The sequence below is a fragment of the Gallintestinimicrobium propionicum genome (assembly GCF_025567525.1).
GTDB lineage: Bacteria > Bacillota > Clostridia > Lachnospirales > Lachnospiraceae > Gallintestinimicrobium > Gallintestinimicrobium propionicum.
The window spans coordinates 77,324-103,716 of sequence record NZ_JAOQJY010000006.1 but is presented as its reverse complement, the minus strand read 5'-3'; the positions used below and the strand labels follow the sequence as shown (position 1 = coordinate 103,716).

General features: G+C 49.7%; 23 protein-coding genes. 22 read left to right on the top strand and 1 reads right to left on the bottom strand.

Going from position 1 to position 26,393, the window contains the following annotated elements:
• The first annotated feature begins 59 nt into the window (after window positions 1-59).
• The 5 genes from OCV62_RS06390 to OCV62_RS06370 all read left to right on the top strand — a co-directional run bounded on the left by OCV62_RS06390 (window position 60) and on the right by OCV62_RS06370 (window position 8,606).
• Window positions 60-1,649 (top strand): alpha-amylase family glycosyl hydrolase, encoded by a 1,590-nt coding sequence (locus OCV62_RS06390; protein WP_262585644.1) that lies wholly within the window; start codon window positions 60-62, stop codon window positions 1,647-1,649.
• 3 nt (window positions 1,650-1,652) lie between these two features.
• Window positions 1,653-3,365 carry an extracellular solute-binding protein gene (locus tag OCV62_RS06385; protein ID WP_021916092.1) on the top strand — a complete coding sequence of 571 codons (1,713 nt, stop codon included), beginning with the start codon at window positions 1,653-1,655 and terminating at the stop codon, window positions 3,363-3,365.
• 64 nt (window positions 3,366-3,429) lie between these two features.
• Window positions 3,430-4,929 (top strand): 4Fe-4S dicluster domain-containing protein, encoded by a 1,500-nt coding sequence (locus OCV62_RS06380; RefSeq protein ID WP_021916091.1) that lies wholly within the window; start codon window positions 3,430-3,432, stop codon window positions 4,927-4,929.
• A gap of 106 nt (window positions 4,930-5,035) precedes the next feature.
• Complete coding sequence (gene gltX / locus OCV62_RS06375; protein ID WP_021916090.1) at window positions 5,036-6,490, top strand: glutamate--tRNA ligase; 1,455 nt, start codon at window positions 5,036-5,038, stop codon at window positions 6,488-6,490.
• A gap of 13 nt (window positions 6,491-6,503) precedes the next feature.
• The gene (locus OCV62_RS06370) at window positions 6,504-8,606 is read left to right on the top strand and encodes an ATP-dependent helicase (RefSeq protein ID WP_262585643.1); all 2,103 of its coding nucleotides are present in this window, start codon (window positions 6,504-6,506) and stop codon (window positions 8,604-8,606) included.
• A 106-nt stretch (window positions 8,607-8,712) separates the two neighbouring features.
• Here the strand turns inward: OCV62_RS06370 and OCV62_RS06365 are convergent, their stop codons facing one another.
• Entirely contained in the window at window positions 8,713-9,051 is a 339-nt protein-coding gene (locus OCV62_RS06365; RefSeq protein ID WP_262585642.1) for a DUF1292 domain-containing protein, read from the bottom strand.
• A 326-nt stretch (window positions 9,052-9,377) separates the two neighbouring features.
• On the opposite strand from OCV62_RS06365, the gene OCV62_RS06360 reads away from it, so the two are divergent.
• From OCV62_RS06360 to eno, 17 genes are all read left to right on the top strand, one after another.
• Complete coding sequence (locus OCV62_RS06360; RefSeq protein WP_262585641.1) at window positions 9,378-11,273, top strand: hypothetical protein; 1,896 nt, start codon at window positions 9,378-9,380, stop codon at window positions 11,271-11,273.
• Window positions 11,270-11,827 (top strand): DUF5662 family protein, encoded by a 558-nt coding sequence (locus OCV62_RS06355; protein ID WP_117959522.1) that lies wholly within the window; start codon window positions 11,270-11,272, stop codon window positions 11,825-11,827. Before OCV62_RS06360 ends, OCV62_RS06355 begins: the two co-directional genes overlap by 4 nt.
• 80 nt (window positions 11,828-11,907) lie before the next feature.
• On the top strand, window positions 11,908-12,348 hold the full coding sequence (locus OCV62_RS06350; protein WP_262585640.1) for a hypothetical protein: 441 nt from the start codon (window positions 11,908-11,910) through the stop codon (window positions 12,346-12,348).
• A gap of 182 nt (window positions 12,349-12,530) precedes the next feature.
• Window positions 12,531-14,168, top strand: a complete 1,638-nt coding sequence (locus OCV62_RS06345; protein ID WP_262585639.1) for a DEAD/DEAH box helicase — start codon at window positions 12,531-12,533, stop codon at window positions 14,166-14,168.
• Window positions 14,169-14,270: 102 nt separating this feature from the next.
• Window positions 14,271-15,119 carry a sugar phosphate isomerase/epimerase family protein gene (locus OCV62_RS06340; protein ID WP_262585638.1) on the top strand — a complete coding sequence of 283 codons (849 nt, stop codon included), beginning with the start codon at window positions 14,271-14,273 and terminating at the stop codon, window positions 15,117-15,119.
• Window positions 15,120-15,128: 9 nt separating this feature from the next.
• A complete protein-coding gene (locus tag OCV62_RS06335; RefSeq protein WP_262585637.1) occupies window positions 15,129-15,497 on the top strand; it encodes a DUF3783 domain-containing protein in 369 nt (122 codons plus the stop codon).
• A 380-nt stretch (window positions 15,498-15,877) separates the two neighbouring features.
• Window positions 15,878-17,851 carry a glutaminase domain-containing protein gene (locus OCV62_RS06330; RefSeq protein WP_262585636.1) on the top strand — a complete coding sequence of 658 codons (1,974 nt, stop codon included), beginning with the start codon at window positions 15,878-15,880 and terminating at the stop codon, window positions 17,849-17,851.
• A 494-nt stretch (window positions 17,852-18,345) separates the two neighbouring features.
• Window positions 18,346-18,555, top strand: a complete 210-nt coding sequence (locus OCV62_RS06325) for a FeoA family protein (protein WP_021916080.1) — start codon at window positions 18,346-18,348, stop codon at window positions 18,553-18,555.
• Window positions 18,556-18,605: 50 nt separating this feature from the next.
• Window positions 18,606-18,824: a FeoA family protein gene (locus OCV62_RS06320; protein WP_021916079.1), complete on the top strand. Its 219-nt coding sequence runs from the start codon at window positions 18,606-18,608 to the stop codon at window positions 18,822-18,824.
• 41 nt (window positions 18,825-18,865) lie between these two features.
• Complete coding sequence (gene feoB, locus OCV62_RS06315) at window positions 18,866-21,052, top strand: ferrous iron transport protein B (protein WP_262585635.1); 2,187 nt, start codon at window positions 18,866-18,868, stop codon at window positions 21,050-21,052.
• An 81-nt stretch (window positions 21,053-21,133) separates the two neighbouring features.
• On the top strand, window positions 21,134-21,310 hold the full coding sequence (locus OCV62_RS06310) for a FeoB-associated Cys-rich membrane protein (protein WP_021916077.1): 177 nt from the start codon (window positions 21,134-21,136) through the stop codon (window positions 21,308-21,310).
• 80 nt (window positions 21,311-21,390) lie between these two features.
• The gene (locus tag OCV62_RS06305) at window positions 21,391-21,543 is read left to right on the top strand and encodes a hypothetical protein (protein ID WP_262585634.1); all 153 of its coding nucleotides are present in this window, start codon (window positions 21,391-21,393) and stop codon (window positions 21,541-21,543) included.
• Window positions 21,536-21,895: a heavy-metal-associated domain-containing protein gene (locus OCV62_RS06300; protein ID WP_262585633.1), complete on the top strand. Its 360-nt coding sequence runs from the start codon at window positions 21,536-21,538 to the stop codon at window positions 21,893-21,895. The genes OCV62_RS06305 and OCV62_RS06300 overlap by 8 nt, the downstream gene beginning before the upstream one ends.
• A gap of 265 nt (window positions 21,896-22,160) precedes the next feature.
• Complete coding sequence (locus OCV62_RS06295; RefSeq protein WP_021916074.1) at window positions 22,161-22,577, top strand: RrF2 family transcriptional regulator; 417 nt, start codon at window positions 22,161-22,163, stop codon at window positions 22,575-22,577.
• Window positions 22,564-23,826, top strand: a complete 1,263-nt coding sequence (locus tag OCV62_RS06290) for a cysteine desulfurase family protein (RefSeq protein ID WP_262585632.1) — start codon at window positions 22,564-22,566, stop codon at window positions 23,824-23,826. The genes OCV62_RS06295 and OCV62_RS06290 overlap by 14 nt, the downstream gene beginning before the upstream one ends.
• A 184-nt stretch (window positions 23,827-24,010) precedes the next feature.
• Complete coding sequence (locus tag OCV62_RS06285) at window positions 24,011-24,538, top strand: CarD family transcriptional regulator (RefSeq protein WP_021916072.1); 528 nt, start codon at window positions 24,011-24,013, stop codon at window positions 24,536-24,538.
• A gap of 559 nt (window positions 24,539-25,097) precedes the next feature.
• A complete protein-coding gene (gene eno / locus OCV62_RS06280) occupies window positions 25,098-26,387 on the top strand; it encodes a phosphopyruvate hydratase (protein WP_262585706.1) in 1,290 nt (429 codons plus the stop codon).
• The last annotated feature ends 6 nt before the right edge of the window (window positions 26,388-26,393 follow it).

Genomic DNA, 26,393 nt, shown 5'->3' with positions numbered 1-26,393 from the left:
TATCGTTTTCGCCTGTTTTGCTACTGAAAACAAAGATCTGCAGAAAGGCGGATATAGGGATGAAAAAGAGACTGAGTTTAATACTATGCGTAGTGCTTCTTTGTCAGCTGCTCTCAGGATGCGGGAAAACGACGGAGACTGTCAGGGAGCCGGACGATGCATACCGCTGCTATTATGAAATTTTTGTCGGTTCGTTTTGCGACAGTGACGGAGACAAATGCGGCGATCTAAGCGGAATCACAGAAAAGCTGGATTACATCGAAGATATGGGTTTTACCGGGATCTGGCTTACACCGATCATGCCGTCACCGACCTATCACAAATATGATGCCACAGATTATTACGGGATCGATCCGTCCTTTGGAACGATGGAGGATTTTGAGACACTGCTTAAGGAATGTCACAAACGCAATATCCGGTTGATTATGGATCTGGTGTTCAATCATACCTCCAGCAGCCATCCGTGGTTTTTGGAGGCCTGTGATTATTTGGAGCAGCTTGGAGAAAAGGAACCGGACGAAAACGAGTGCAAGTATGTGAACTATTATAATTTTGCAAAGGATCAGGCACAAACTCCAAACTGGTATCAGATAGGCAGCTCGGACTGGTACTATGAGGGGGTTTTCTGGGATGGTATGCCGGATCTGAATCTGAATAGTGAAGCGGTCAGAGAAGAGCTGGAGCAGGTTGCCTCCTTCTGGCTGGAGAAGGGTGCAGACGGCTTCAGACTGGATGCGGCGAAGGAATATTTTACAGGATACGCAGAAAAGAATATAGAGGTTTTAAACTGGTTTGAAACCTACGTGAAAAGTGTAAAGCCGGAGGCATATCTGGTAGCCGAGGTCTGGGAAGGACAGGGAGTGCTGCAGGAATATTACAAAAGCGGGATCGACAGCTTATTTAATTTCCCGGCGTCACAGCAGGATGGCGCGATCATAAAGACTGCCAAGGCAAGAGTGACGCCCCAGCAGTTTTTCTCCTGGATGGTAAAGCAGCAGACTGCAGACAGACTGGCAAATCCGGATTATATTGATGCACCGTTTATCAGCAATCACGATACCACCAGGATCAGCGCCCAGTGCGTCAACAACGAAGAGCAGATGAAATTTGCTGCAGGGTTGATGATGATGATGCCGGGCAGTCCCTTTGTTTATTACGGAGAAGAGCTGGGGATGAAGAGCTCCGGAACAAAGGATGAAAACAAGCGCCTTCCAATGTACTGGTCTGCACAGGATTTGTCTAAGACACCGGATGCGCCTCAGACAGCAGATGCAGTGGAGCAGAAGTTTCCGTCTGCGGAGGAGCAGGAAAAGGATTCGGGGTCCATTTTACAGTATTATAAGAACGCCATCGAGTTGCGCAGAAGCAATCCGGAAATCGCGAGGGGAAGTATAAGTGTTCCGGACGGAGAGCTTCCGGAAGATATCGGTGTGCTTTTGACAGAATGGGAAGGAAAGGTAAGTGTAATTTTATGTAATAATGCAACGGAATCTGTGGAAATAGACTTGCAGCAAGCCCTTCCGGAAGGTTATAATTATACTCTAAAGGGCAGTTTAAACGTTGGAGACCAGCAGGAAAAGCTGGAGAATAACAAGCTGGAATTGCCCGCCTATGGAATTGTGATCCTGAAACAAAGCGGGGTGGATTAAAGAATGAGACGAAAACGCTGGCTGGCTGCTATTTTGGCGGCAGGGACAGCCTGTACAGCACTTTTTGGATGCGGCAGCAGACAGATCGTAGGCACTGAGATGGCACGGCCAGGAGAATCCTCGGAGAAAGAGTTGCAGGCATGGGAGGAGGCAAAAAACACGCCTTACGGAAAATATCCGGAGCTGATCACCTATACCCTCGGAAAGATGACCGGCGGCAATCGTTCCAATATGCCGGAACGGGACACCTATGAAGATAACGTTTATACGAGATATCTCCGGGAGTGCTTAAATATCCAGAACAAGGATGTATTCGAGGCAATGGAGGATCAGTATACGGTAAACGTTGATATGGCGATCGCATCGGGAGAGCTTCCGGATGTCATGGTCATAGAAGATCGGGAGACTCTGATCCGGCTTGCCGAGGGGGGAATGATTGCTGATCTGAGCGAGGCATTGGAAAACTGCGCCAGCGACGGGATAAAGGCAATGTATGACAGCTACGAGGTGTCTGCGCTGGATTCAGCGATGATCGACGGAAGGCTGATGGCGCTTCCGGAGCCGAGTTTTGTAGACGGTCCGAATCTGCTGTGGCTGCGCAGGGACTGGATGGACGAGCTGGGACTTGAAGCACCGGATACGATGGAGGAGGCTGTGGAGATCGTACGGGCATTTGTGGAACAGGATCCCGGAAATAACGGAGAAGGCAACACCATTGGCCTGGTGTGCCATTCCGATCTGACCGGAGAAACAGGATATCGTTATGAATTTCAGCTGAATACACTTTTTGCATCCTATAGTGCATTTCCAAAGCAGTGGATTTTGCAGGAGGACGGCACAGTGGTTTACGGCTCGGTGCAGCCGCAGGTAAAAGAGGCACTTGCCGAAGTGAGAAAATTGTATGAAGAGAAGCTGCTGGATGATAGCTTTATGCTCCGTACGATGGCAAATATTGCGGAACTGATCGTAGACGGAAAGTGCGGTTCGTTTTTCGGTCCCTGGTGGGCGCCGAACAATCCGCTGATGGAAGCGATGGAGAAAAACCCGGATGCGGTATGGGAGCCCTATCTGATCCGGACGACAGAGGATGGAAAGCTGCAGTATTATGATCAGAATCCGAGCTACAAATACGTTGTGGTGCGAAAAGACTTTGAGCATCCGGAGATCGTATTTAAAATGGCAAGCGTGATGTTCGATAAAATGCGTACAGAAGGACGATACAACGAAGAACTTGCTTATTATTTTCAGACCAATGTGGATTCCACGGCGCGGCCGATCTCCATCAATATTGATTACAGCGATGCGCTGCATCGCTGCTATGAGGATATTAACGGTGCACTGACCGGGAAAAAGGATCCGGATGAGCTGCAGGTTCTCGAATATGCCTATTATGAAAAATGCAAAGATTATCTGGAAAATTCCCAGTCTGCAGACGCGGAAACCTGGGCGGCTTATGAATCCAGGATCCGTGCCTGTGCTCTGCTGGATAATAAGGATCTGGAGGTGTGCAGTACTGTCTTTTCCGGGGAGACGGAAACCATGAAGACGAAATGGTCGAAGCTTCAGGAAATGGAAAAGAAGCTATATCTGGAAATCATCACAGGAGTGAAGGAGCTGGATGAATTTGACAGATTTGTGGAAGAATGGATGGAAGCGGGCGGAGATCAGATTACGCTGGAGGTAACAGAAGCGGTGCGGGAAGCGAAAGGGGCTTGATTTTACCGAGGGTTTGTGCAAAAATAAAATACGGTAAAAAGGAAAGGTGCCAATGGAGGTAGTCATGAGAGGAATTGATACACCTGTCAGAAAAATGCGGAGAGAGATTTTTAAAGAGATCGCGCAGCTTGCATATCATTCTGACAATCTGAATGATGATGTAGAAGCGTTACCCTATAAAATTGTGAATCCTGAAACTCCGATTTATCGGGAAAGCATTTACCGGGAGCGTGAAATAGTAAGAGAGCAGATCCGGCTTGCGATGGGGCTGTCGCTTCGCCCGGAAGACGCACCGGTGCATGTGACACAGGGGCTGGAGGAGAGCAATATTGACGAAAAATATTACGAGCCTCCGATGATCCAGGTGATTCCCTCGGCATGTAATGCCTGCCCTGAAAATGAATATTGTGTAACAGACCGTTGTATGGGGTGTGTAGCACATCCGTGTCAGGTTGTATGCCCGAGAGGGGCGATCAGCACCGTAAATGGCAAGTCGGTCATTGATCAGAGCAAATGTATTCGCTGCGGTAAATGTAAATCAGTGTGTCCCTACGATGCAGTTTCCCATCAGCAGAGACCCTGCAGCGCAGCCTGCGGTGTGGGTGCGATCGGCAGCGATGGGGCCGGCAGGGCGGTTATCGACAGCGAGAAGTGTGTCACCTGTGGCCAGTGTATGGTAAGCTGTCCCTTTGGCGCAATTGCAGATAAATCCCAGATTTTTCAGCTGATCCATGCCCTTGAGTCCGGCAGAGAGATCATTGCACAGGTAGCGCCTGCGTTTGTCGGTCAGTTTGGTCCTGCAGCGACGCCTGGGAAGATCAAGACCGCGTTAAAGCAGCTTGGCTTTGCAGATGTTTATGAAACCGCCATCGGAGCCGATATCGGAGCGGCAATAGAAGCGGAGCATTATGTGAAAGAAGTGGCAACCGGCGAACTGCCGTTTCTGCTGACGTCCTGCTGTCCCTCCTGGTCAATGCTGGCAAAGAAATTCTTCCCGGAGACCATCGATAAAATCTCCAACGCCCTGACACCTATGGTAGCGACTGCACGTGTCATCAAAAAAGAGCATCCCGATGCATCTGTTGTGTTTATCGGTCCCTGCGTAGCAAAAAAACTGGAGGCTTCCAGAAGATCCGTTCGTTCCGATGTGGATTTTGTCATTACCTTTGAAGAGCTTACCGGTATGTTTGAAGCAAAGGGAATTGATATTACAAAGGTAGAGGAAGAAACACCGATTATGGATGCGACCTCAGCAGGTCGTGGGTATGCTGCGTCAGGTGGTGTGGCAAGTGCTATCGAGAAGTGTGTACAGGAGTATTATCCGGATACAACCGTTCATATTGAGCATGTCGAAAGTCTCGCAGACTGTAAAAAGATCCTGATGCTTGCAAAGCTGGGTAAGAAAAACGGCTGCCTGATTGAAGGAATGGCGTGTCCCGGCGGCTGTATTGCAGGTGCTGGTACCAATGTTGCAATTTTGCAGGCACAAAAAGCACTGAGCAGCTTCCAGAATGAGGCAGAAAGAAAGCTTCCGCCACAGAACGCGATGGACGAGGCAAAGTAAATTTTGCGGAGGCAGCAGAGCTTTTCCGAAAGCCATAGATCAACAAACAAAAAAAGAGAAACCGTCTCGGGGAAAAGAGACGGTTTCGTTCATGGAGGATGAAAAAGTGACAAAGATCAGAACCCGTTTTGCACCCAGCCCGACCGGACGGATGCATGTAGGAAATCTGCGTACGGCACTGTACGCATACCTGGTGGCAAAACACGAAGGTGGAGACTTTATCCTTAGAATTGAGGATACCGATCAGGAGCGTTATGTAGAAGGCGCAGTAGATATCATTTATCGTACGATGGAAAAGACCGGTCTGGTGCATGATGAAGGTCCGGATAAAGACGGCGGCGTAGGCCCTTACGTTCAGAGCGAGCGTCAGGCAAGCGGAATTTATCTGGAATATGCCAAGCAGCTGATCGCAAAAGGCGAAGCTTATTACTGCTTCTGTGATAAAGAGCGTCTGGCAACCTTAAACCGGGTTGTCGCAGGCAAGGAAATCAATGTATACGACAAGCATTGCCTGCATTTATCCAAAGAAGAGGTAGAAGCAAAGCTGGCAGCAGGGGTCCCTTATGTAATCCGTCAGAACAATCCGACGGAGGGAACCACAACCTTCCATGATGAGATTTACGGAGATATCACGGTAGAGAATTCCGAGCTGGACGATATGATCCTGATCAAATCCGACGGCTATCCGACCTATAACTTTGCAAACGTTGTAGATGACCATTTGATGGGCATTACCCATGTTGTACGCGGAAATGAATACCTTTCCTCTTCTCCGAAGTATAACAGACTTTATGATGCCTTTGGATGGAAGGTGCCGGTATACATTCATTGTCCGCTGATCACAGACGAGGAGCATCACAAGCTTTCCAAACGCTGCGGTCATTCCTCCTACGAGGATCTGATCGATCAGGGCTTTGTGACGGAGGCCGTTGTCAATTTTGTGGCGCTGCTTGGCTGGAGCCCGGAGGGCGAGAATGAGATCTTTTCTCTGGAAGAGCTGGTGAAGGAATTTGATTATCACCGGATGTCGAAATCCCCTGCAGTATTTGATTATACCAAGCTGAAATGGATGAACGGCGAATATATCAAGAAGATGGATCATGAGACCTTTATGGAGCATGCAAAGCCCTATCTGGAAAAGGCTCTGACAAAGGGACAGGATCTGGATAAGATCGCAGACATGGTTCAGACAAGAATTGAGGTATTTCCTGAAATCGAAGAGATGGTAGATTTCTTCGAGACCCTTCCGGAATATGATCCTGCCATGTATGTACATAAGAAGATGAAGACAACCAAAGAAAGCGCTCTGGAGGTTTTAAAAGAACTGCTTCCGCTGTTGGAAGAGCAGGAGGACTATACCAACGACGCACTGTATGCGCTTCTGCTTTCCTATGTGGAGAAAAAGGGCTGCAAGAACGGCTATGTGTTGTGGCCGGTTCGTACTGCGGTTTCCGGTAAGCAGATGACTCCTGCAGGCGCAACGGAAATCATGGAAATCCTTGGCAAAGAGGAATCTTTGTCCAGAATCCGCAAGGGAATCGAACTTTTGGAGCAGGCATAAACAGGAGTATTTTTTGCAGGCAAACAAACAGCAGCAACGGGCGATTGCCCACAATACCGGACCGGCACTGATCCTTGCCGGTCCGGGTTCCGGTAAGACCTTTACAACGGTCGAACGGGTACGGTATCTGATCGAAGTCCATCATGCAGATCCGTCCCACATTTTAGTTATTACATTCACAAAAGCGGCAGCCCGGCAGATGCGGGACCGTTTCTTTGCCCGGATGGACAATCAGTTCTTTCCGGTCACCTTCGGCACATTTCATGCCGTCTTTTTTCACATTTTAAAAACATCCTGTCATTATAATGGGTCGAGCATTTTGAAAGAAAAAGAGAAAAGAGAATATTTGCGTGCGGCTCTGCTTACGCTTCCGAAAAAATTTTATGCCCAAAACGATGGGAAAATGGACCAGGAATGGGAGCAGGGACTTCTTTCAGAAATCGGATTTATCAAAAATATCGGGAAGCTTCCAGCTGATTTTACAAGTGAATACGTCAGCAGACAGGAATTTATGCGGATTTTCGTATCGTTTCAAAAGCAGCTTGCACAGGAAAAGAAGCTTGATCTGGACGATTTTGCGGCGGCGGTCTGTCATTTATTCCGGACAAATCCGGCAGAACTTGCGCGCTGGCAGCGGGAATATTCCTATCTTCTGGTGGATGAGTTTCAGGATATCAACGCAGCACAGTATGAAGCAGTAAAGCTGCTTTGCGGTGGAAAGAGAAATCTGTTTGTCGTTGGAGATGATGATCAGGCGATCTACGGCTTTCGGGGCTCTGACCCGGCGATTATGCGTCAGTTTTTAAAGGATTTTCCGGAAGCAAAGCAGATTTTTCTGTCGGTCAATTATCGTAGCCGCGCCGGAATTGTGGAGACGGCAGGAAAGCTGATCGGGCAAAACCGGGAGAGATTTCCGAAGCAGATCGTGGCTGGACAGAGCACGTCGGATGAGAGGCAGGACGTGTGCTTTGTGCCAGAAGCGACGCAGGGGGCGCGCCGGATGCAGGGAGAAAAAAGCACTTTACCCATTCCAACCGGCACCGCATCAGGCATTTCCGCCGCTGCTTTCGGCACGAGCTGGTTGCCCTTAAGCACGGATCGCAGCGTCTTGGTCTGCGGTTTTCAAGATCGGAGGCAGGAGGCAGAGACAGTCGCAGATGAAATCGGGAAGACGTTCCGGCAGGGAAAAAGCTGTGCGGCGATTTTTCGGACGAATGCGGATGCAGTGTGGCTGGCAACAGCGCTAAAGTGCAGAAAGATTCCCTTTCTCTGGAAAGAAAAGCCGAAAAATCCGTATGAAACCCAGGTCTGTCAGGACTTACTCGCTTATTTGCAGTTTGCGATGGAGGGGCGGAAACGGAAGGATTTCCTGAGAATTATGAACCGCCCATGCCGCTATCTGTCTCGTCAGATGCTGCCGGATGCAGAAATTTCATTTTCAGCATTGCGCCGGGCGTATGCACAGAAGCCGTATATGCAGGAGATTTTGCACCGTCTGGAAGTGGATATCTCACGGCTGGCGAAAATGGATTTATATGCGGCAGTTCATTATATCCGCCGCGGAATGGGATATGATGCGTGGTTAAAAGAGAATGCCGGGCAGACGCCGTCGGCGGGAGAATCACGGCAGGAACAAGGGAGGGCACCTGCAGGAACCCGGGCACACGCAGCCGGAAAGCTGGAACGGGATCTGGAAGCCGCCGACTTTTTTCAGGAACAGGCGCGGGAATTTCAAAGCCTGACGGAGCTAGAGGAAGCAATGACGGCATATGAAGACCAGATGGATCAGAACATGGCGGACGCAGCAGACACGGCTGCCAGCGGCACAACGGGTGCAGCATTCACAACACTCCCAATTGCCGAGCTTGTCACTATGCACGGTTCGAAGGGACTGGAATACGACGCCGTTTTTCTTCCGTGCTGTATGGAGGGCGTCGTCCCACACAAAAAGAGCAAGAATCAGGCGGCACTGGAGGAAGAGCGCAGGATGTTCTACGTTGGAATGACACGGGCGAAAAAAGAGCTGTATCTGTCGTATACGAAAGGAACAAAGGAAACGCAGGGGTTTGCGTCCCGGTTTCTTGCTGAGTGTGGGTGGAAGGAGCCGAAACAGTAGAAATGAAACAGCAGAGAACTGCTATGTCAGGAATGAAAAAGAACTGCCGTCCGGAACATTTCCTGTATGGAAAAGCTCCGGTACGGCAGTTCTTTTGGTTTCGTTTTTATTCGTTTGCTTCTCCGTCGAGAGTAACCAGCTCATCGAATTCACAGCTATCAAGGTATTCGTCGAACGCTTCTTCTACCTTTTCATACTCTGCATCGTCATCGATGTAGTCCAGCTGAGGCTCTTCGTTGGGGTCATTGGGGTTCTCGGAGTAACGATAGAACCAAACCTCTCCGTCATCGTTCTGTCCGTTTTCGTCAAGCGGCATCAAAACGATGTAGTCCTTGCCCTCTACTTCGAGAATGGTAATGATGGCACAGGTTACATTCGTGCCGTCATCCAGCTCCAGTTCTACGGTCATTTCTTCGTCCATTTCTTCAAACTGTTCCTTACCCATGGATGATATCCTTTCTTAAAAGGCGCGTCAGAGCGCGCGATAATCAGAACCTGCGTTACAGTTCACTCGTACCTTTTTGTAAGCAGATTTCATGCTCGCATGAAAATCTGCTTACAAAAAGGTACGGAGGGAGCGCCACTTTATGAGCAAAAATGAGCTGCGAAGCAGCGGAGAGCGTCGCAGACGCGTTTTTGCGAATGGCGCGAGTGAACTGTAAAGAACCTGCCTGTCACGCTTATCATACCGTAACTTGCGGTGGCATGCAAGAATTATTTGTGCTATACTGAAACAGGATTGAAAAAAGGTCAGAAGGCGGGAACAGGAACGTGAAAGAAACAAAAGAGATCAGAATGGAAAAAGGAAAACCGTATCCGCTGGGGTGGACGGAAAATGCGGATGGCAGCGTCAATCTCGCAGCAGTGCTGGAACGCAATAAAGAGTGCGGGGTCCTTCTGTATCCCAGAAGAGGCGGTGCGCCCAGACGGCTGGCATTTCGGGAAGAAGACCGAATCGGAAAAATCTGCTGCATGAAGCTGATCGGGCTGGATGCACAGGAGTATGAATATAATTTTTACTGTGGCGAAGAGGTGATTACAGACCCGAAGGCGCGCAGAATCTGCGGCAATGAGAAATGGGGCAAAAAAATTTCCCCATCTCTTCGCAGCGACAGCACAGAGGATGCGTTTGACTGGAAGAATGACAGACGCCCGCAGATCCCTTATGAGAACAGCATTTTTTATCAGCTGCATGTCAGAGGGTTCACGAAGCACACGTCTTCCGGTGTGACGGCGAAAGGGACGTTCGCTGGTCTGGCAGAGAAGATTCCCTATTTAAAATCGCTGCAGGTAACGGCAGTGGAGCTGATGCCGGTGTATGAATTCACAGAACTGGAAGCGGTAAAGCCGCTGCGGCAGAAGGCTTATCCGGCAAAAGATCAGGAAGGAAATCCTGTGGAGGAAACCCTGCCGCGGATCAATTACTGGGGCTTTAAAAAAGGCTATTATTTCGCACCGAAAGCGTCATACAGCGTTAAGGATCCTGTGTTGGAATTCAAGGAAATGGTGCGTGCGTTCCACGCAGAGGGAATGGAGATAATTCTGCAGTTCTATTTTCCGAAAGAAATCAATCGGGAGATGATCCTGGAAGTGATCCGATATTGGGTGTGCGAGTACCATATCGACGGCGTGCATCTGATGGGAGAACAGATTCCGGTGGGAATTCTGGCAGCTGACCCGATGCTTACGGATACGAAGCTGATTTATTACGGATTTCCGTATGAAGAGATTTATCCGGTGGGGCAGGTTCCGGACGTGCGCAATTTAGCGGAATGCCGGGATGAATTTCAGTATGACATGCGCCGCTTTTTAAAGGGAGACGAGGATACGCTGCATCAGGCGCTGCGGAGAATGCGCTGTAATCCGGTGCAGAACGGCGTGATCAATTATATCACCAGCTATGAAGGCTTTTCCCTGGCGGATCTGGTTTCCTACGACCGCAAGCATAACGAGGCAAACGGGGAGGACAATCAGGACGGAAATCCCTACAACGCGAGCTGGAACTGCGGCGTGGAAGGACCTACCCGCAAGCGGACAATTTTGCAGCTGCGCAAAAGGCAGATGAAAAACGCACTGGCGCTTTTGCTGTTGTCGCAGGGGACCCCGATGCTGACAGCCGGGGACGAGTTTGGACAGAGCCGGGAGGGCAACAACAATCCGTACTGTCAGGACAACGAGATCAGCTGGCTGAACTGGAAGCTTACGGAGAAAAATAAGGATTTTCTGGACTATACAAAGGAGCTGATTGCGCTGAGGAAAGCGCATCCGGTACTCCACCAGAGCAGAGAGCTGACGCTGATGGACTATGCGGCGTGCGGCTATCCGGATTTATCTTATCATGGAAAGGATGCATGGCGCTTGATGGCCGACCGGTTAAACCGGGAGGCAGGTTTGATGTACTGCGGTCGTTATGCCCCAAAAGACCGTGCACAGGAGGATGACTTTTTCTATATCGCTATGAACATGCACTGGGAGCCCCAGCGGCTGGCGCTTCCTGATCTTCCGGCAGGCATGCGCTGGGAAAAGGTGTTGGATACACAGGGCGATGTGGTGGAAACACAGGCCGATCCGCTGACAAAATCCATCACCGTTCCGGGACGCTGCATCCAGGTTCTGGAAAGCACAGGAAATCCGGTCAGGAAAGGAAAGAAAAGAAAAGAAAAGTGAAAGCGTTACAGCATTTTAAGACGATTACCTATCATAAGTATCTGGTGATGAAAGGATGCTTTGCGGTCGGCTTGTACCGGCAGGGCATCTGTCATGACCTTTCCAAATATTCCTGGACGGAATTTAGGGTCGGAGCAAAATATTATCAGGGAAATCGAAGCCCGAACAACGCGGAGCGGGAGGATATTGGGTATTCTTCTGCATGGCTGCATCATAAAGGACGCAACAGGCATCATTACGAATACTGGGTGGATTACAGCACGCAGAGCATTGAGGGCGGAATGGCTCCGGTGCCGATGCCGCGCAAATATGTGGCAGAAATGCTGATGGACCGGATTGCAGCGTCCAAAACCTACCGGGGAAGCGCCTATAAAGACAGCGATCCTCTCGCGTATTACAAAAATGCAAAAGAGCCGCCGTTTATGCACATACAGACAAGACGGCAGCTGGAGCACCTTCTGACGATGCTGGCAGAAGAGGGCGAGGAAAAGACGTTCGCTTATGTTCGCAGGATTTTGAAAAAAGGCCGTCGAGCAGACAGACATAGTTCCTGATGTACAGCCGGGCGGACAGACACAGAGCCAGAAAGGTTTGCATACAGTGATATCAGATCTGTTTGAAACAGGGGAAAACGATGAACGGTTTTTACTTGCTGGTATTGCTGATGTGCTGCAGCTGTCAGAATCGGGCGGACTGCGCAAACTGGAACGAAAGAAGAGACGCAGGAGATAACCGACAGCAGGATATGCGTATGCGGGATACGGACTGTGGCTGCAGAAACGGCGACAGGGTGCAGTACGGTTGCAGCTGCGAAAATGATGGCTGGACCGGACAGTCAGGCTGCAACTGCCAGCGGGAGAACGCAGCAGGGATGCAGCAGCGAAGCGGCGAAACTGCCGGACCTATGTCGGGACCGCAGGACTGCAACTGCCGACAGCAGATGTCGCGGCAGGGCGGTATGCAGCGTTACGACCGGGAGCTAAAGGAATCTGCGGCGTTTGACAGCGTACCCGGAATGGAAATGACAGACGGAGACCCGTATCCGGTGTACCGGGAAACGGATGAAGTTCGATAGAAAGAAAACAATAGAATGCACGCTCTGCGAGCATTCTATTGTCATGAATCAGGGGATTCATTCTCAAAGGCTGGGGATGAATCCTTTTTTCCTGTTTATTTTTCAATCTTTCATTGACAAAACAGCTATAAGGCGCGTAAACTCAGAAGAGTTTTGTAGTGATAGAGATTAAAGGAGATTAAATGGGAGAATTATTGGTACGTTACGAAGAATCAGGAATTGACGAGCGGATTTTGCGCGCAGTGGAGGAGATGGGCTTCGTCCATATGACGCCGATCCAGGAAAAGGCGATTCCGGTTTTTCTGGAAGGAAGAGATGTGATCGGACAGGCGCAGACAGGAACCGGTAAGACCGCCGCGTTTGGAATCCCGATGCTTCAGAAGATTGACGAAGAGGACAGATCGCTGCAGGGTATGATCCTTTGCCCGACGAGAGAGCTTGCGATGCAGGCGGCTCAGCAGCTGAGACAGTTTGCAAAATATATGCACAATATTCGCGTGCTTGCCGTATATGGAGGGCAGGATATCAACAGACAGATCAAGGCGTTAAAGGGCGGCGTGCAGATCATTGTCGGCACACCGGGACGCGTGATGGATCATATGAGACGCCACACGATCCGCTTAGACAACCTGAAAATGGTCGTTCTGGATGAAGCAGATGAAATGCTGAACATGGGCTTTCGGGAAGATATGGAGGCGATTCTGGGACAGATTCCGTGCGAGCACCAGACGGCGCTGTTTTCCGCAACGATGCCGGAGCCGATTTTACAGATCACCGATCAGTTCCAGACCGATGCGGAAATGGTAAAGGTTGTCAAAAAGGAATTGACGGTAGAAAGAATCCGGCAGTATCTTTATTATATCCGCAGATCGGATAAGGAAGCTGCAGCTGCAAGGCTGATTGAATATTATAACCTGAAAAGAGGACTGATTTTCTGCAACACCAAGAGTATGGTGGACGAGCTGGCAGAGAATCTGAAAAACAGAGGCATCGCGGCAGAAGGGCTGCATGGCGATTTGAGCCAGGCACAGAGAGATACGGTCATGAACCGTTTCAGAAGCGGTAATCTCCAGATGCTGATCGCAACGGATGTTGCGGCGAGAGGAATCGATGTAAACGATGTGGATGGCGTTATCAATTATGACGTTCCGCAGGATATCGAATATTATGTGCACCGTATCGGCCGTACCGGCAGAGCAGGAAAAGAGGGCATGAGCTTTACGCTGGCAAGCCGTAGAGAGTCCTTCAGAATCCGTGAAATTGAGCGGGTCTGCAAGACAAAACTGGAAGAAAAGCATCTTCCCTCCGGAGAAGAAGTGCGTCAGCATAAGGAAGCATCTGTGCTCCAGAAAATCCGCGAGGTGATGGAGGAAGCAAATACCGCGGACTGCTATCGTGCGGTAGAGCGCTTTGAAAAAGAAACCGGCATTTCCGCAATTGAGCTGGCAGCAGCATTTTTGTATGAGCAGGTTGGCGGTGAGCCGGAAGAAATCGTAGAAGAGCCTAAAGTAGTCAGACGCGATGGAGAGCGGAGATTTGGGGATAGACGCCGGGATGGATCTGGAAGCCGAAACGGTGGACGTTTCGGCGACCGTGATCAGAGAGGCGGACGTTTCAATGACCGCGACCAGAGAAATGGCGGACGCTTCGGAGAGAAAAACGGCAGCTACCGTTCGGAACGCGACGGCAGGCAGAGACGCTTTGGCAATGACAGCCGCAGATCGGACAGACGGCAGGCGGAAAACGGCGGCAGAAGAAGAACTTCCGGCGAGGGAAGCTATCGCGCAGCCGGAAGCGGCTTTAAAGGGGAGAAAAGATAACAGCAGAATGTATGCGCTGCGAACGTTCTGTTGTTATAAACAATAGAATGCACGCTCTGCGAGCATTCTATTGTCATGAATAAAAGCAGGGGGTAACAAAAAATGAAAACAGCTGTATTTTATGAGCACATTTTAGAGGGCGCAAAGCAGTCTGGAAAAAGTGTGGCAGAACTGATGGAGAAATGCGCATCCTGGAACATTCGGGGGATTGAAATCGGAGATGCGCTGCTTCGCGAGAACAAAGAAGAAATCAAAGATCTGCTGGAGAAAAACCATATGCAGGTCAGCTGCAGCAATGCGTTCTATGATTTTGGGCACAACCCGGATGCAGCGCAGGGAAAAAAGCAGATCGACCTCGCAGAAGAGTTCGGCGTGTCCAAGGTACTGATTATTCCGGGCGAGCTGTCGGAAAACGAGGCGTCTGCACTCAACGCACTTTCTGCGTCGAAAGAGCAGACGGATTCCTACATGTCTGAAAATGCTTCGATCCAGAACATGGCGCAGGCATTAAAAGAGCTGGTTGCTTATGGAAAAGAAAAGAACATCCTTGTGACGCTGGAGGATTTTGACGGTCCGGTACAGCCGTTTGCAAGAATGTATCAGCTGCTGTGGTTTATGGAAAATGTTCCGGGGCTGAAATTTACGCTGGATACCGGCAACTTCGCGTACAGCGACGAGGACGCCGTGCAGGCGTATGAAGTGCTGAAGGATTATATTGTCCATGTGCACTGCAAGGATCGAAACGTTGATCCTGCATTGACCGGGGAGCACAGATACAATCGGGGACTTCTTGCGGCAGCAGTCGGATCGGGCTATCTGCCGATGAAAGAGATTCTGGATCGTCTGAAAGAAAGCGGTTATGAGGATTATCTTGCGATCGAGCATTTTAATGCCGCAGATCAGGTGGCATTTATGGAGCAGTCAGCTGCTTTTTTACAACAGTATCTGTAAGGGTGAGTTATGAAGCTGATTTATTTTGATGCGGGCAATCTACTGAAGAAAAAAGAACTGGAACAGCTGGCAAAGTCAGCGGGCTACGATTTCGTGCCCGTTGCCGCCATGCAGACCGGACAAAAGATCGGTTATCTGGCGGGCGTTTCCGGATATCGGGAAACGCCTTTGTCCGTGTTATCCCTGCCGCCGCGAATTGGAGAAGATATGCTTTTGTTCGCACAGACGACGGCGGATATGATCGACCCGGCGCTGGAGCTGTTAAAAAAGAACCGGATTTCGATAGGTCTAAAGGCGATCGTTACGCCTTATAATGTCGGCTGGACGCTTTCGGAACTGTATCAGGAGCTTGTAAAAGAGCGGGAAAAAATAAAATAACCATGGCGCTGCCCCTTGTGGGCGGCGCGTTTTCATTTCATAGGAAAATGCGTCCTATGAAATAAAACGCGCTACGAGGATGCACACTCGGCGCAGTGGTAGATGGTTGCCGGAGCAACCGCGCCTCGGCGCGAGAATGTGCCTTGGCACATTCTTTTTCATCAGTTGCAGGGGCAGAAATGGCGGAGCGAGTCCAGCCGTGGCGCAGAGACGTCATTGCAAAATCTGTTTTCTTTTACGCTCACCCCAACGATATCCACAAAATCAAACCCTCCTATCAAAACTGCTGTGATAATACTTAGTGCGGGATTGCCAGATTTTGCGTAAGATAAAGGTCAGTACGATAGGAATACAGCAAAAACCCAAAAGGAGAGTTTCGTATGAAAGTAACAAGAGCAGCAAGCATTCCGTTAGTCACACACGACCCCTATTTTTCTATCTGGTCCGGCGCGGATCATCTGTATGACAAGGATCCTGTGCACTGGAGCCAGATTCGCCAGCAGCTGAGAGGCTATGTCAATGTGGATGGTGTCGTTTACAGTTTTCTTGGCGACAAGGAGTTCCACGAGACGATCGGTCAGACCGGTGTGGACGTAACTGCGACCTCCACCACCTACACCTTTGAAAACGAAAAAATCATCCTGAATGTGAAGTTTACTTCCCCTTTGCTTCTGGATGATCTGACGCTGGTTTCCAGACCTTGTACCTATATCGACTACGCAGTAGAAAAGAAAGAAAACTGCGACGTAAGGGTGGACTTTGTCGTAGCCTCTGATCTGGTAAGTCAGAAGCAGGCGAAGCTGATCGGCTGCAACGCAAGACGTCCGGAAAAAGACGACGCGCCCGCATATAACTACGCACAGATGGGCAGAGCAGCACAGAAGCCTCTGGGAGGCAGCGGCGACCATGTAACGATTGACTGGGGTTATGTTTATGTGGCATCCGCAGAGAAAGGCGCAGTATGCACCTACGATGCCGCAAATGAAAAGCTGATCTGCAGACTGCCTCTGGATGACGACAAGGCCGGCATGATTTTGGCATATGATGATCTGCTTTCCATCAACTACTTCGGACAGTGGCGCAAGGCATACTGGACCAATACCTATGCAACCATTCTGGATGCAATCGGCGCAGCGTTTGCGGATCACGACGAGACGTTAAAGCATGCGGCAGCAGTCGATGAAAAGGTAGAAAAAGAAGCTTATGCGGCTGGCGGCGAGAAATATGCATTCCTGTGCAACATGAGCTACCGGCATGCCATCGCAGCGCACAAGCTGATCACCGACGAAGACGGCAATATCATTTTCCTGTCCAAGGAAAACGACTCCAACGGCTGTATCGGTACGGTTGATGTAAGTTATCCTTCTGTTCCCCTGTTCTTACTGTTCAACACCGAATATGTCAAAGGCATGCTGCGTCCGGTATTTCAATTTGCTGCCTGCGATTCCTGGGAATTTGACTTCGCACCGCACGACGTTGGACGTTACCCTTACGCATGGGGACAGGTTTACGGCTTAAACGGCAAGAAGGGCGACCTGTGGTTCTCCGGCTGGAACGACGATATCTTCCCTCCGTTCTACCAGTATCCTGCAGGAACCGATATTTTCGAGTTCAGATATCAGATGCCCGTTGAGGAATGTGGTAATATGCTGCTGATGACGGCAGCTGTCTGCAAGCTGGATGGAAACGCTTTATTTGCAGAGCCTCACATGGCTGTTTTAAAGCAGTGGACACAGTATCTGGTCAAATTCGGTGCAGACCCTGGCGAACAGTTGTGCACCGACGACTTTGCAGGACATCTGTCCCACAATGTAAATCTGTCTGCAAAAGCGATCATGGGCATAGAGGCCTATGCGCGTCTGGCAGCTCAGCTCGGCAGGACAGAAGAAGCGGAAGAATATCATGCAAAGGCTGCTGAAATGGCAAAAGACTGGGAGAAGCGCGCAATTGCAGACGACCACTATGTGCTGGCCTTCGGTAATGCGGATACCTGGAGCTTAAAATACAACCTTGTATGGGATAAATTCTTTGGCAGCAAGCTGTTCTCGGATGAAGTTTACGAGAAAGAGCTGAAATACTATGTCAAGAAGACCAACGAGTACGGTACGCCTCTGGACAGCAGAAAGGATTACACCAAGAGCGACTGGATTTTATGGTGTGCATCGATGGCAAAGACCGACGAGGAAGCGCAGGCGCTGATCGCACCGGTTGCGCACTATCTGGAAACCACCGCAACCAGAGTGCCTTTCTCTGACTGGTACGAGACCGTAACCGGCGAATACTGTCACTTCATGGGGAGAAGCGTACAGGGCGGTATCTTCATGCCGGTTCTGATGAAGAAATTCGGTCAGTGAATCCCTGCAGCATCCCTGACTGTTTTAAATTCATATCATTTCTGAATCCTATAGGGCTGTCGCACGTTAGTGCGACAGCCCATTTTGATCGTATAGAAAACTTCGCTTCTATACGATCAAAATGCTCCGCGAGGATGCGCACTCGGCGCAGGGGTAGATGGTTGCTAAAGCAACCGCGCCTCGGCGCGAGAATGTGCCAAGGCACATTCTTTTTTTGCGTTCCATCGCTGACTAATGTTGGTATCGAAAAACAAAAAAGAGTATCAAGTAACATAAGTTATCTATATGAATCATAAGTTTGATACAAATAAAAAAAGTGCTTGACATCTATCGAACGTTAGAATATACTAACTAGCGTCTGGAAGTAAGAAGGATAGACAAAGATTGAAAAAGGAAATTTTTCAATCGTGAGATTTGCGTCTGCGTGTACTTGATACAAACGCGACATGCGCAAAAATGAGCGGAAGTATGGCAAAAGAAAGAAGGTTGAGCAGATGCCTTTAACAATGGCGACGATGGGAGAAGTCAACAAGATCGTGAAGGTTGGCGGAAACGAAGAGACAAGACGTTTTCTGGAAAATCTCGGATTTGTAGCGGGAACGGAAATCACGGTTGTATCTTCGATCGGAGGAAACCTGATTGTAAATGTCAAGGATTCCAGAATTGCAGTAAATGAAGATATGGCACGGCACATCGTGATCTGATGATCGCCGATACTATATATTAAAGGAGCTAAGGGAAAGGAGATAAGACCATGACACTGCGTGATGCACAGGTTGGAAGCACGGTTGTTGTAACCAAGATTGAAGGTGACAGTGCGTATAAGCGTCGGATTATGGATATGGGAATCACCAAAGGAAGCGAACTTTACATCAGAAAAGTTGCTCCGCTGGGAGATCCGGTAGAGATCACTGTCAGAGGCTATGAGCTGACCGTCAGAAAAGACGATGCACAGTGCGTACAGGTAAAATAAACAGCCGCATTTTTACAGAGGGATTAAGGAGGTAAGAGAAGATGGCAATTAGAATTGCGCTTGCCGGTAACCCGAACTGTGGTAAAACAACCATGTTCAACGCGCTGACCGGCGCCAATCAGTATGTAGGTAACTGGCCTGGTGTTACCGTAGAGAAAAAAGAAGGTAAATTAAAAAGCAAAAAGGTGAAGGAAGAGGTAGTCGTAACCGACCTTCCTGGTATTTATTCCCTTTCACCGTATACCCTGGAAGAAGTTGTCAGCCGTGACTATCTGTTAAAAGAGAATCCGGATGTCATCGTAGATCTGGTGGATGCAACCAATATTGAAAGAAACTTATATCTGACCACTCAGCTGATCGAAACCGGTGTTCCGGTTGTTATCGCGCTGAACATGGCGGATTTGCTGGAAAAGAGAGGCATCAAGATCGACGTTGCCCGCCTTTCCATGCTCCTTGACTGTCCAATCGTTGAGACTTCTGCATTAAAGGGCGAAGGACTTGACAAGCTGATCGACGAAGCGATCAAGACCGCAAAGAAGAAAGAAGCAGACCTTCCGAAAGAGATCTTTAACAAGGATCTGGAAGATGCAGTCAGCGCTGCAGCAGAAGTTCTTCCTTCTTCCATCGATGCAAATAAAAAGAGATGGTATGCAGTAAAATTCCTGGAGAAGGACTCCAAGGTTGCTGAAAGCGTAAAGCTGACAGACAGCGCTGCAAAGAAGATCGAAGAGTTAAGAGCTGGTCTGGAAAAGTCTCATGATGACGATATGGAAAGTATCGTAACCGATGAGCGTTATAAATTCATTCAGAAGATTGTCGGCACGACTGTGAAAAAGGGCAAGGATAAGTTGACAACTTCTGATAAAATCGATAAGATCGTTACAAACCGTATCCTCGGTATCCCGATCTTTATCGCAGTTATGTTCGTAGTATATTACATCTCTGTTACCACGATCGGCACGATTGTAACAGACTGGACAAATGATACCTTCGTTGGCGGCATTCAGGAAATCGTAGGCGGATTCCTGGAAGGCATCGGCACCAACGATGTAGTAACAAGCCTTGTTGTGGATGGCGTAATCGGCGGTGTAGGCGCTGTCCTTGGTTTCGTACCTCAGATGGCAATCCTGTTCCTGTTTTTGTCTATCCTGGAAGACTGCGGTTACATGGTTCGTATTGCCTTTGTCATGGACCGGGTGTTCCGTCATTTCGGTCTGTCCGGTAAGAGCTTTATTCCGCTGCTGATCTCCTCTGGCTGCGGTATCCCTGGTATCATGGCATCCAAGACGATTGAGCAGGATAACGACAGAAGACTGACGATCATGACAGCAACCTTTATCCCCTGCGGCGCGAAGCTTCCTGTTATCGCACTGATGGGCGGCGTAATGGCAAGCTGGGCAACCGGCAGCTATGAAGCAGGCGGATTTATGGCTCCCGCAATGTACTTCATGGGCATTGTAGCAGTCCTTGTGGCGGCCATTATCTTAAAGAAAACCAAACCTTTCTCCGGAAAGCCTGCTCCGTTCGTTATGGAGCTTCCTCAGTACCATGTTCCTCAGGCTAAGACCGTACTGCTTCATGTATGGGAAAGACTGAAAGGCTTCATCATCAAGGCTGGTACGATCCTGTTCCTTGCCTGCGTAGTAATGTGGTTCCTTGGCGGATTTGGTTTCGAAAACGGCGGCTTCGGTCTGGTAGAAGAGAGCGGAAACAGTTTACTGGCTGTAATCGGTGGTTTCATCGCACCTCTGTTTGCACCTCTGGGCTTTGGCGAGTGGCAGCCTGTGGCAGCTTCTCTGTCCGGCTTTACCGCAAAGGAAGCGATCGTTTCCACCATGGGCGTTCTTGCAAATGTAACTGGCGATACAGAAGATGCAGTAACCGTTGCACAGGCTGTACAGACATGGTTCCCTACTTCTCTGGCAGCACTGAGCTTCCTGATCTTCAACCTGCTGGATTCTCCTTGTCTGGCTGCAATTGCAACCATGGCACAGCAGATGCAGTCTAAAAAGTGGTTCTGGTTTGCAATCCTGTTCCAGAACATCTTCGCTTACATCGTTTGCCTGTGCATCTACCAGATCGGTTCCTTTGTAACCGGCGGCAGCTTCGGCGTAGGCACTGTATTCGGATTTGTATTCACAGCAATCATTCTGTTCCTGTTATTCAGACCCGATCCCTACAAGGATCAGAAGGTTTACTCCAAACGGTCTGTACAGGCGGCAAACTAAGGACTGGGTAAAGAATAGAAACGGAGGAGGCTGGACATTTCTGATGTCCGGCCTTTTCCCAAACATGTGGAGGAATGCACGATGGCAAATGCAGTAATTCTGATTCTGGTGATCGGATATTGTCTGTTCCTGATTTACAAACAGGTTCAGAATAGAAAAGCCGGAAAACATCTCGGCTGTACAGGCTGTGGCGGTTCCTGCGGCGGTTGCAGCGGCTGCAGCGCGTGCAGGACAGAAGGAAACAAGAAAAAACACTGACAGGCGTAAAGCAGCAGTGACAAAGACTGTCCGATCCGAAGCTAGGGGATCCTTCCTTTGCGCAAAGAAAAGAGGAAAAAATGGGAAATGTTGGAAACATCACAGGCTCCATGCTTTACGGCTTTGGTGCTTTTCTGGTGATCTATCTGGCAGGTGTCCTGATTTATCAGGTCGTGCTCTGGATTCAGAAATGGAAAAGGAAAAAGAAAGACGGAGAACAGGAAAATGGCTAATGTAATTGTTGTAGCAGTTGTAATTGTTCTTTTGGGATTTGCACTGAAAGGGACGCTGAAGCATTTGAAAGGGGAAAGCCCCTGCTGCGGTGGCGGCGATACGATTATCATCGAGGATAAAAAGCTGGATGGTCCTGTCATCGGCAAAAAGACCGTGAAAATTTCTGGTATGCACTGCGATCACTGCGTCAGAGCCGTAACCGAAGCAATCAACAAAATCGACGGGGCTTCTGCAAAGATCAACCTGAAAAAGAAAGAAGCAGTCGTTTCCTACGAAAAGGTTGTAGAAGATGCAGCGATCCGGGAAGCTGTCGAAAAGGCAGGCTATACCGTACAGAGCATTCAGGGCTGAGTTACGTTAAGCTGCAGCATTGCAGCGTGTGTAAAAACGAAACAGGATTCCTGATAGCATTCCAAGAGAAAATCTGCTATAATAACAGTGTCGGCAGCAAAGAAATTTGGCGGTCGGCGCTGTTTTTCATTCATGACAATAGAATGCTCGCAGAGCGTGCATTCTACTGTTTCAACGAAGGCAGCGCTGATTTCTATTTGCAGATTTTCAGGGGAGGAAAGCTCCGATTCGAAATACAAGAGGTAAGTAAGGAGGGCTATGCCCTATGATGGTTTCCACAAAGGGAAGATACGCGCTTCGGGTCATGCTGGATTTGGCGATGCAGAAGCAGGAGGAGTATGTTTCCCTGAATGATATTGCACAGCGGCAGAAGATTTCGATGAAATATCTGGAATCGATTGTCGGTATGCTCAACAAGGCGGGACTTCTGCAGAGCAGAAGAGGGAAAGACGGAGGCTACCGGATGGCACGCAGACCGGAGGAATACCCGGTCAGCGAGATTTTGAAGCTGACAGAAGGGACGCTCGCACCGGTTTCCTGCATGGACGGGGAAGGCTGCGGCCCGGAGTGCGAGCTTCTGGCGAACTGCCTGACCAGACCGATGTGGAATCGACTGGACGAAATTATAGACGAATATCTTTCCAGCGTATCGATCCAGGATCTGCTGGATGGGAGGTGTTAACACTGCGCCGGAAATGGAAAGGATGACGGACATGCGCGTATATGCGGATCAGGCTGCAACCACCAGCCTGAGTAAAACAGCCCTGGAGGCGATGCTGCCCTGGATGACAGAAAACTTCGGCAACCCGTCCGCCCTATATGAAGAGGGGCGAACAGCGCGGGACGCAGTCGAGACAGCGCGGGAGAAAATCGCGCATCTGCTGCATGCGAAGGCGAAGGAAATTTATTTTACCTCCGGCGGTACGGAGGCAGATAACTGGGCGCTGCAGATGGCGGCAGCAGCCGGGGCACGAATCGGCAAAAAGCATATTATCGTATCGGCAATCGAGCACCATGCGGTGTTAAACCCGGCGAAGTCGCTGGAACGGCAGGGGTTTCGGGTGACCTATCTGCCGGTAACATCAGAAGGGTTGGTTTTGCCCGAAACGCTGGAAGCTGCGATCTGCCCGGATACAGCGCTGGTGAGCGTGATGTATGCCAACAATGAAGTCGGCACGATTCAGCCGGTAGAAGAGCTTGCGGAGATCTGCAGGATGCACGGCGTGTGGTTTCATACGGATGCAGTGCAGGCAGCAGGGCATGTGGAAATCGACCTGACAAAGCTGCAGGCGGATTTTCTGTCTGTCTCGGCACATAAATTCCACGGTCCGAAAGGCTGCGGATTTTTGTATGTGAAAAACGGGTTCCGGACCGAGAGTCTGTTGGAGGGCGGCGCGCAGGAAAAAGGAAAGCGCGCCGGAACCGAAAATGTTCCCGGCATCGTTGGCATGGCGGCGGCTCTGGAGGAGAGTCTGATAAACCGCGACAAAAAAGATACCTTCGTGCTGGAGCTGCGCAGACAGGTCGCAGAGCGCCTGCTTTCCATCGAAGGGAGCCATTTAAACGGCTGTGGGGTCATGGAGGACGGTGAAGGTGCAGCAGCGGGCACCGATGCTGCGGCACGACATGCAGGTACTGCTGTCTCCCGTGCCGACCGGCTGTGCGGCAACTTAAATATCAGCTTCGACGGCATCGAGGCAGAAGCTCTTCTTCTGTACCTCGACATGAAGGGCGTCTCCGTTTCGGCGGGCGCGGCGTGCTCGGCGGGCGCACTGGAGCCGAGCCATGTGCTGACAGCGATGGGCATATCGCCGGAGCTTGCAAAAGGCACGATCCGCATCAGCCTGGATGAGACGAACACACAGGCGGACGCAGAATTCCTGATGGAGGTCATCCCGGACGCGGTTGCGCGCCTGCGAAGCATGGTATAAAGATTTTCGAACGGGCAGATTCGACAAAAATCTGCCCGCTTTTCATGGTAAAAACAGACGAAAATCATTTTTTGTCAGATTTTGATTTTCCTTTTAAAAAAATCGGGGGTATAATAAAAGTGTAGTGTTTTGGGCGGCTGAAACCATGGCAGCTGTCGTTTTTTAAAGAAAGTTGAGGGTATCTATGTTTGAGAAAGGAGATCTGGTTACTTACGGATGCAAGGGCGTCTGTGAAGTCAAGAACATTACTACGCTGAACCTGGAGGGAATTCCCAAAGACCGTCTGTATTATGAGATGCAGTCCATGGTCAACGCCGGCAGCAGGATTTTTTCTCCCGTCGGACAGGAGGAAAAAAATGCGATGCGCGCGGTGCTGACAAAGGAAGAAGCAGAGGAGCTTTTGGGACAGCTGCCGGAGTGCAGACTGTGCTGGGAGAAGGATGAAAGACGGCGAGAGGAGACCTACCGCAGGATTATCAATCACAGCGATGCAAGAGGAATGCTCTGTATGATCCGCACAATTACGGATTACGGCAGGGAGCGGGTGCTGGAGGGGCGCAGGATGCCCGCGATGGACGGCCGCTATTTGAAAGCCGCGGAGGACAATCTTTATGCAGAACTGTCGATTGCCATGGAGATACCGCGCAGCGCCCTCAAAGAATATATGGCGGCACGGATGGGAGAATTAAGCGGAGCGCTGCAGGCGCTTTGAAATATGTAAGAAGATGCGGCTGCAGGAACGTAACAGAAATTACGGGTTGACAGTGTATAACGGCTGCAGTCTGTGGAAATACTGATAAGGACAGGAAAGTAAGCAGTGCTTACGAATCAAAAGAGGACGATTTCGGTCAGAAGAACCGGTATCGTCTTTTTTTATCGTATAGGAAACATTGCTTCTATACGATAAAAAAGCTCTACGAGGATGCGCCAAGGCACATTCTTTTTTCGTCGCTCCGGTTCTTTCGAAATTTTATAAAAAAGCACTTGATTTTCGAAAAGAGTTCTGGTAGACTAAGCGTAGTTAGGAAAGGCTAACTAAAAAGGAATAAATCATGGTTATCTCCATCCGCCGTGCGCTGCTGACACACGGCGGGTGGCCCTTTTGGGAAACTGTAAGGAAGGAGACTAGTGTGAAAAATAAGCGTAATCGCTTATTTTTCACACAGCTATTTGTGCCGCAGGCGTCACAAAGTAGCTAGGATCGCAGAGCAGAACTGGAAGTTCTGCTCGCGGTTCCTTCGGCGCAAAGCGCCTGCGGAATGGAGGTTAAAATGGCAAATCTGACCATTGAAAAAGTAATCGGAAGAGAAATTATTGATTCCAGAGGCAATCCGACTGTTGAGGCAGAAGTTGTTTTAACGGACGGAACCGTAGGAAGAGGCATGGCACCCAGCGGAGCTTCTACCGGCGAGTTCGAAGCGCTGGAGCTGCGTGATCAGGATAAATCCCGATTTGGCGGCAAGGGTGTTTTAAAAGCCGTCAACAATATCAATACTGTAATCAACGATGTACTCTGTGGAGTAGATGCATTTGACACTTATAAAGTAGATGCTGCGATGATCGAAGCAGACGGAACAGAGGATAAATCCAAACTTGGTGCAAATGCGATTCTGGCAGTATCCATCGCAGCTGCAAGAGCGGCAGCACAGTCCTTAAATATTCCGCTGTACCGTTTCCTGGGCGGCGCAAACGGAAATCGGCTTCCGGTTCCGATGATGAACATCTTAAACGGCGGCGCACATGCAGCAAACACCGTAGATGTACAGGAGTTCATGATTATGCCGGTTGGCGCAAAGAGCTTTTCCGAAGGACTTCGCTGGTGTACAGAAGTATTCCATGCACTGCAGGCTCTGTTAAAGTCCAGAGGCCTTGCAACCTCCGTTGGCGATGAGGGCGGTTTCGCACCGAACCTTAGCAGCGACGAAGAAGCAATCGAAGTTATTCTGGAAGCAATCAAGAAGGCAGGTTACGAGCCGGGAACCGATTTCGTTCTGGCAATGGATGCAGCTTCCAGCGAATGGAAAGGCAGCAGGAAGGGGGAATATGTGCTTCCGAAGGCTGGCACGAAGTTCACCTCCGAAGAACTGGTTGCACACTGGAAAAAGCTGTGTGAGAAATATCCGATCGCTTCGATTGAAGATGGTCTGGACGAAGAGGACTGGGAAGGCTGGAAGCATATGACAGCAGAACTTGGTGACAAAGTACAGTTAGTCGGTGACGACCTGTTTGTTACCAATACAAAGCGTCTGCAGAAGGGGATTGACCTTAGCTGTGGCAATGCGATTCTGATCAAGTTAAATCAGATCGGCAGCGTATCCGAAACCCTGGAAGCGATCAAGCTGGCACACGAGGCGGGTTATTGTGCAATCACCTCCCACCGTTCCGGCGAGACAGAGGACACCACAATCGCAGACCTGGCGGTTGCATTGAATACCTGCCAAATCAAGACTGGCGCACCCAGCAGAAGTGAGCGTGTTGCAAAATACAACCAGCTGCTGCGAATCGAAGAAGAGCTTGGCAAGGCTGCCTGCTATCCTGGGAAGGCGGCTTTCGGCAGATAAAAAGCT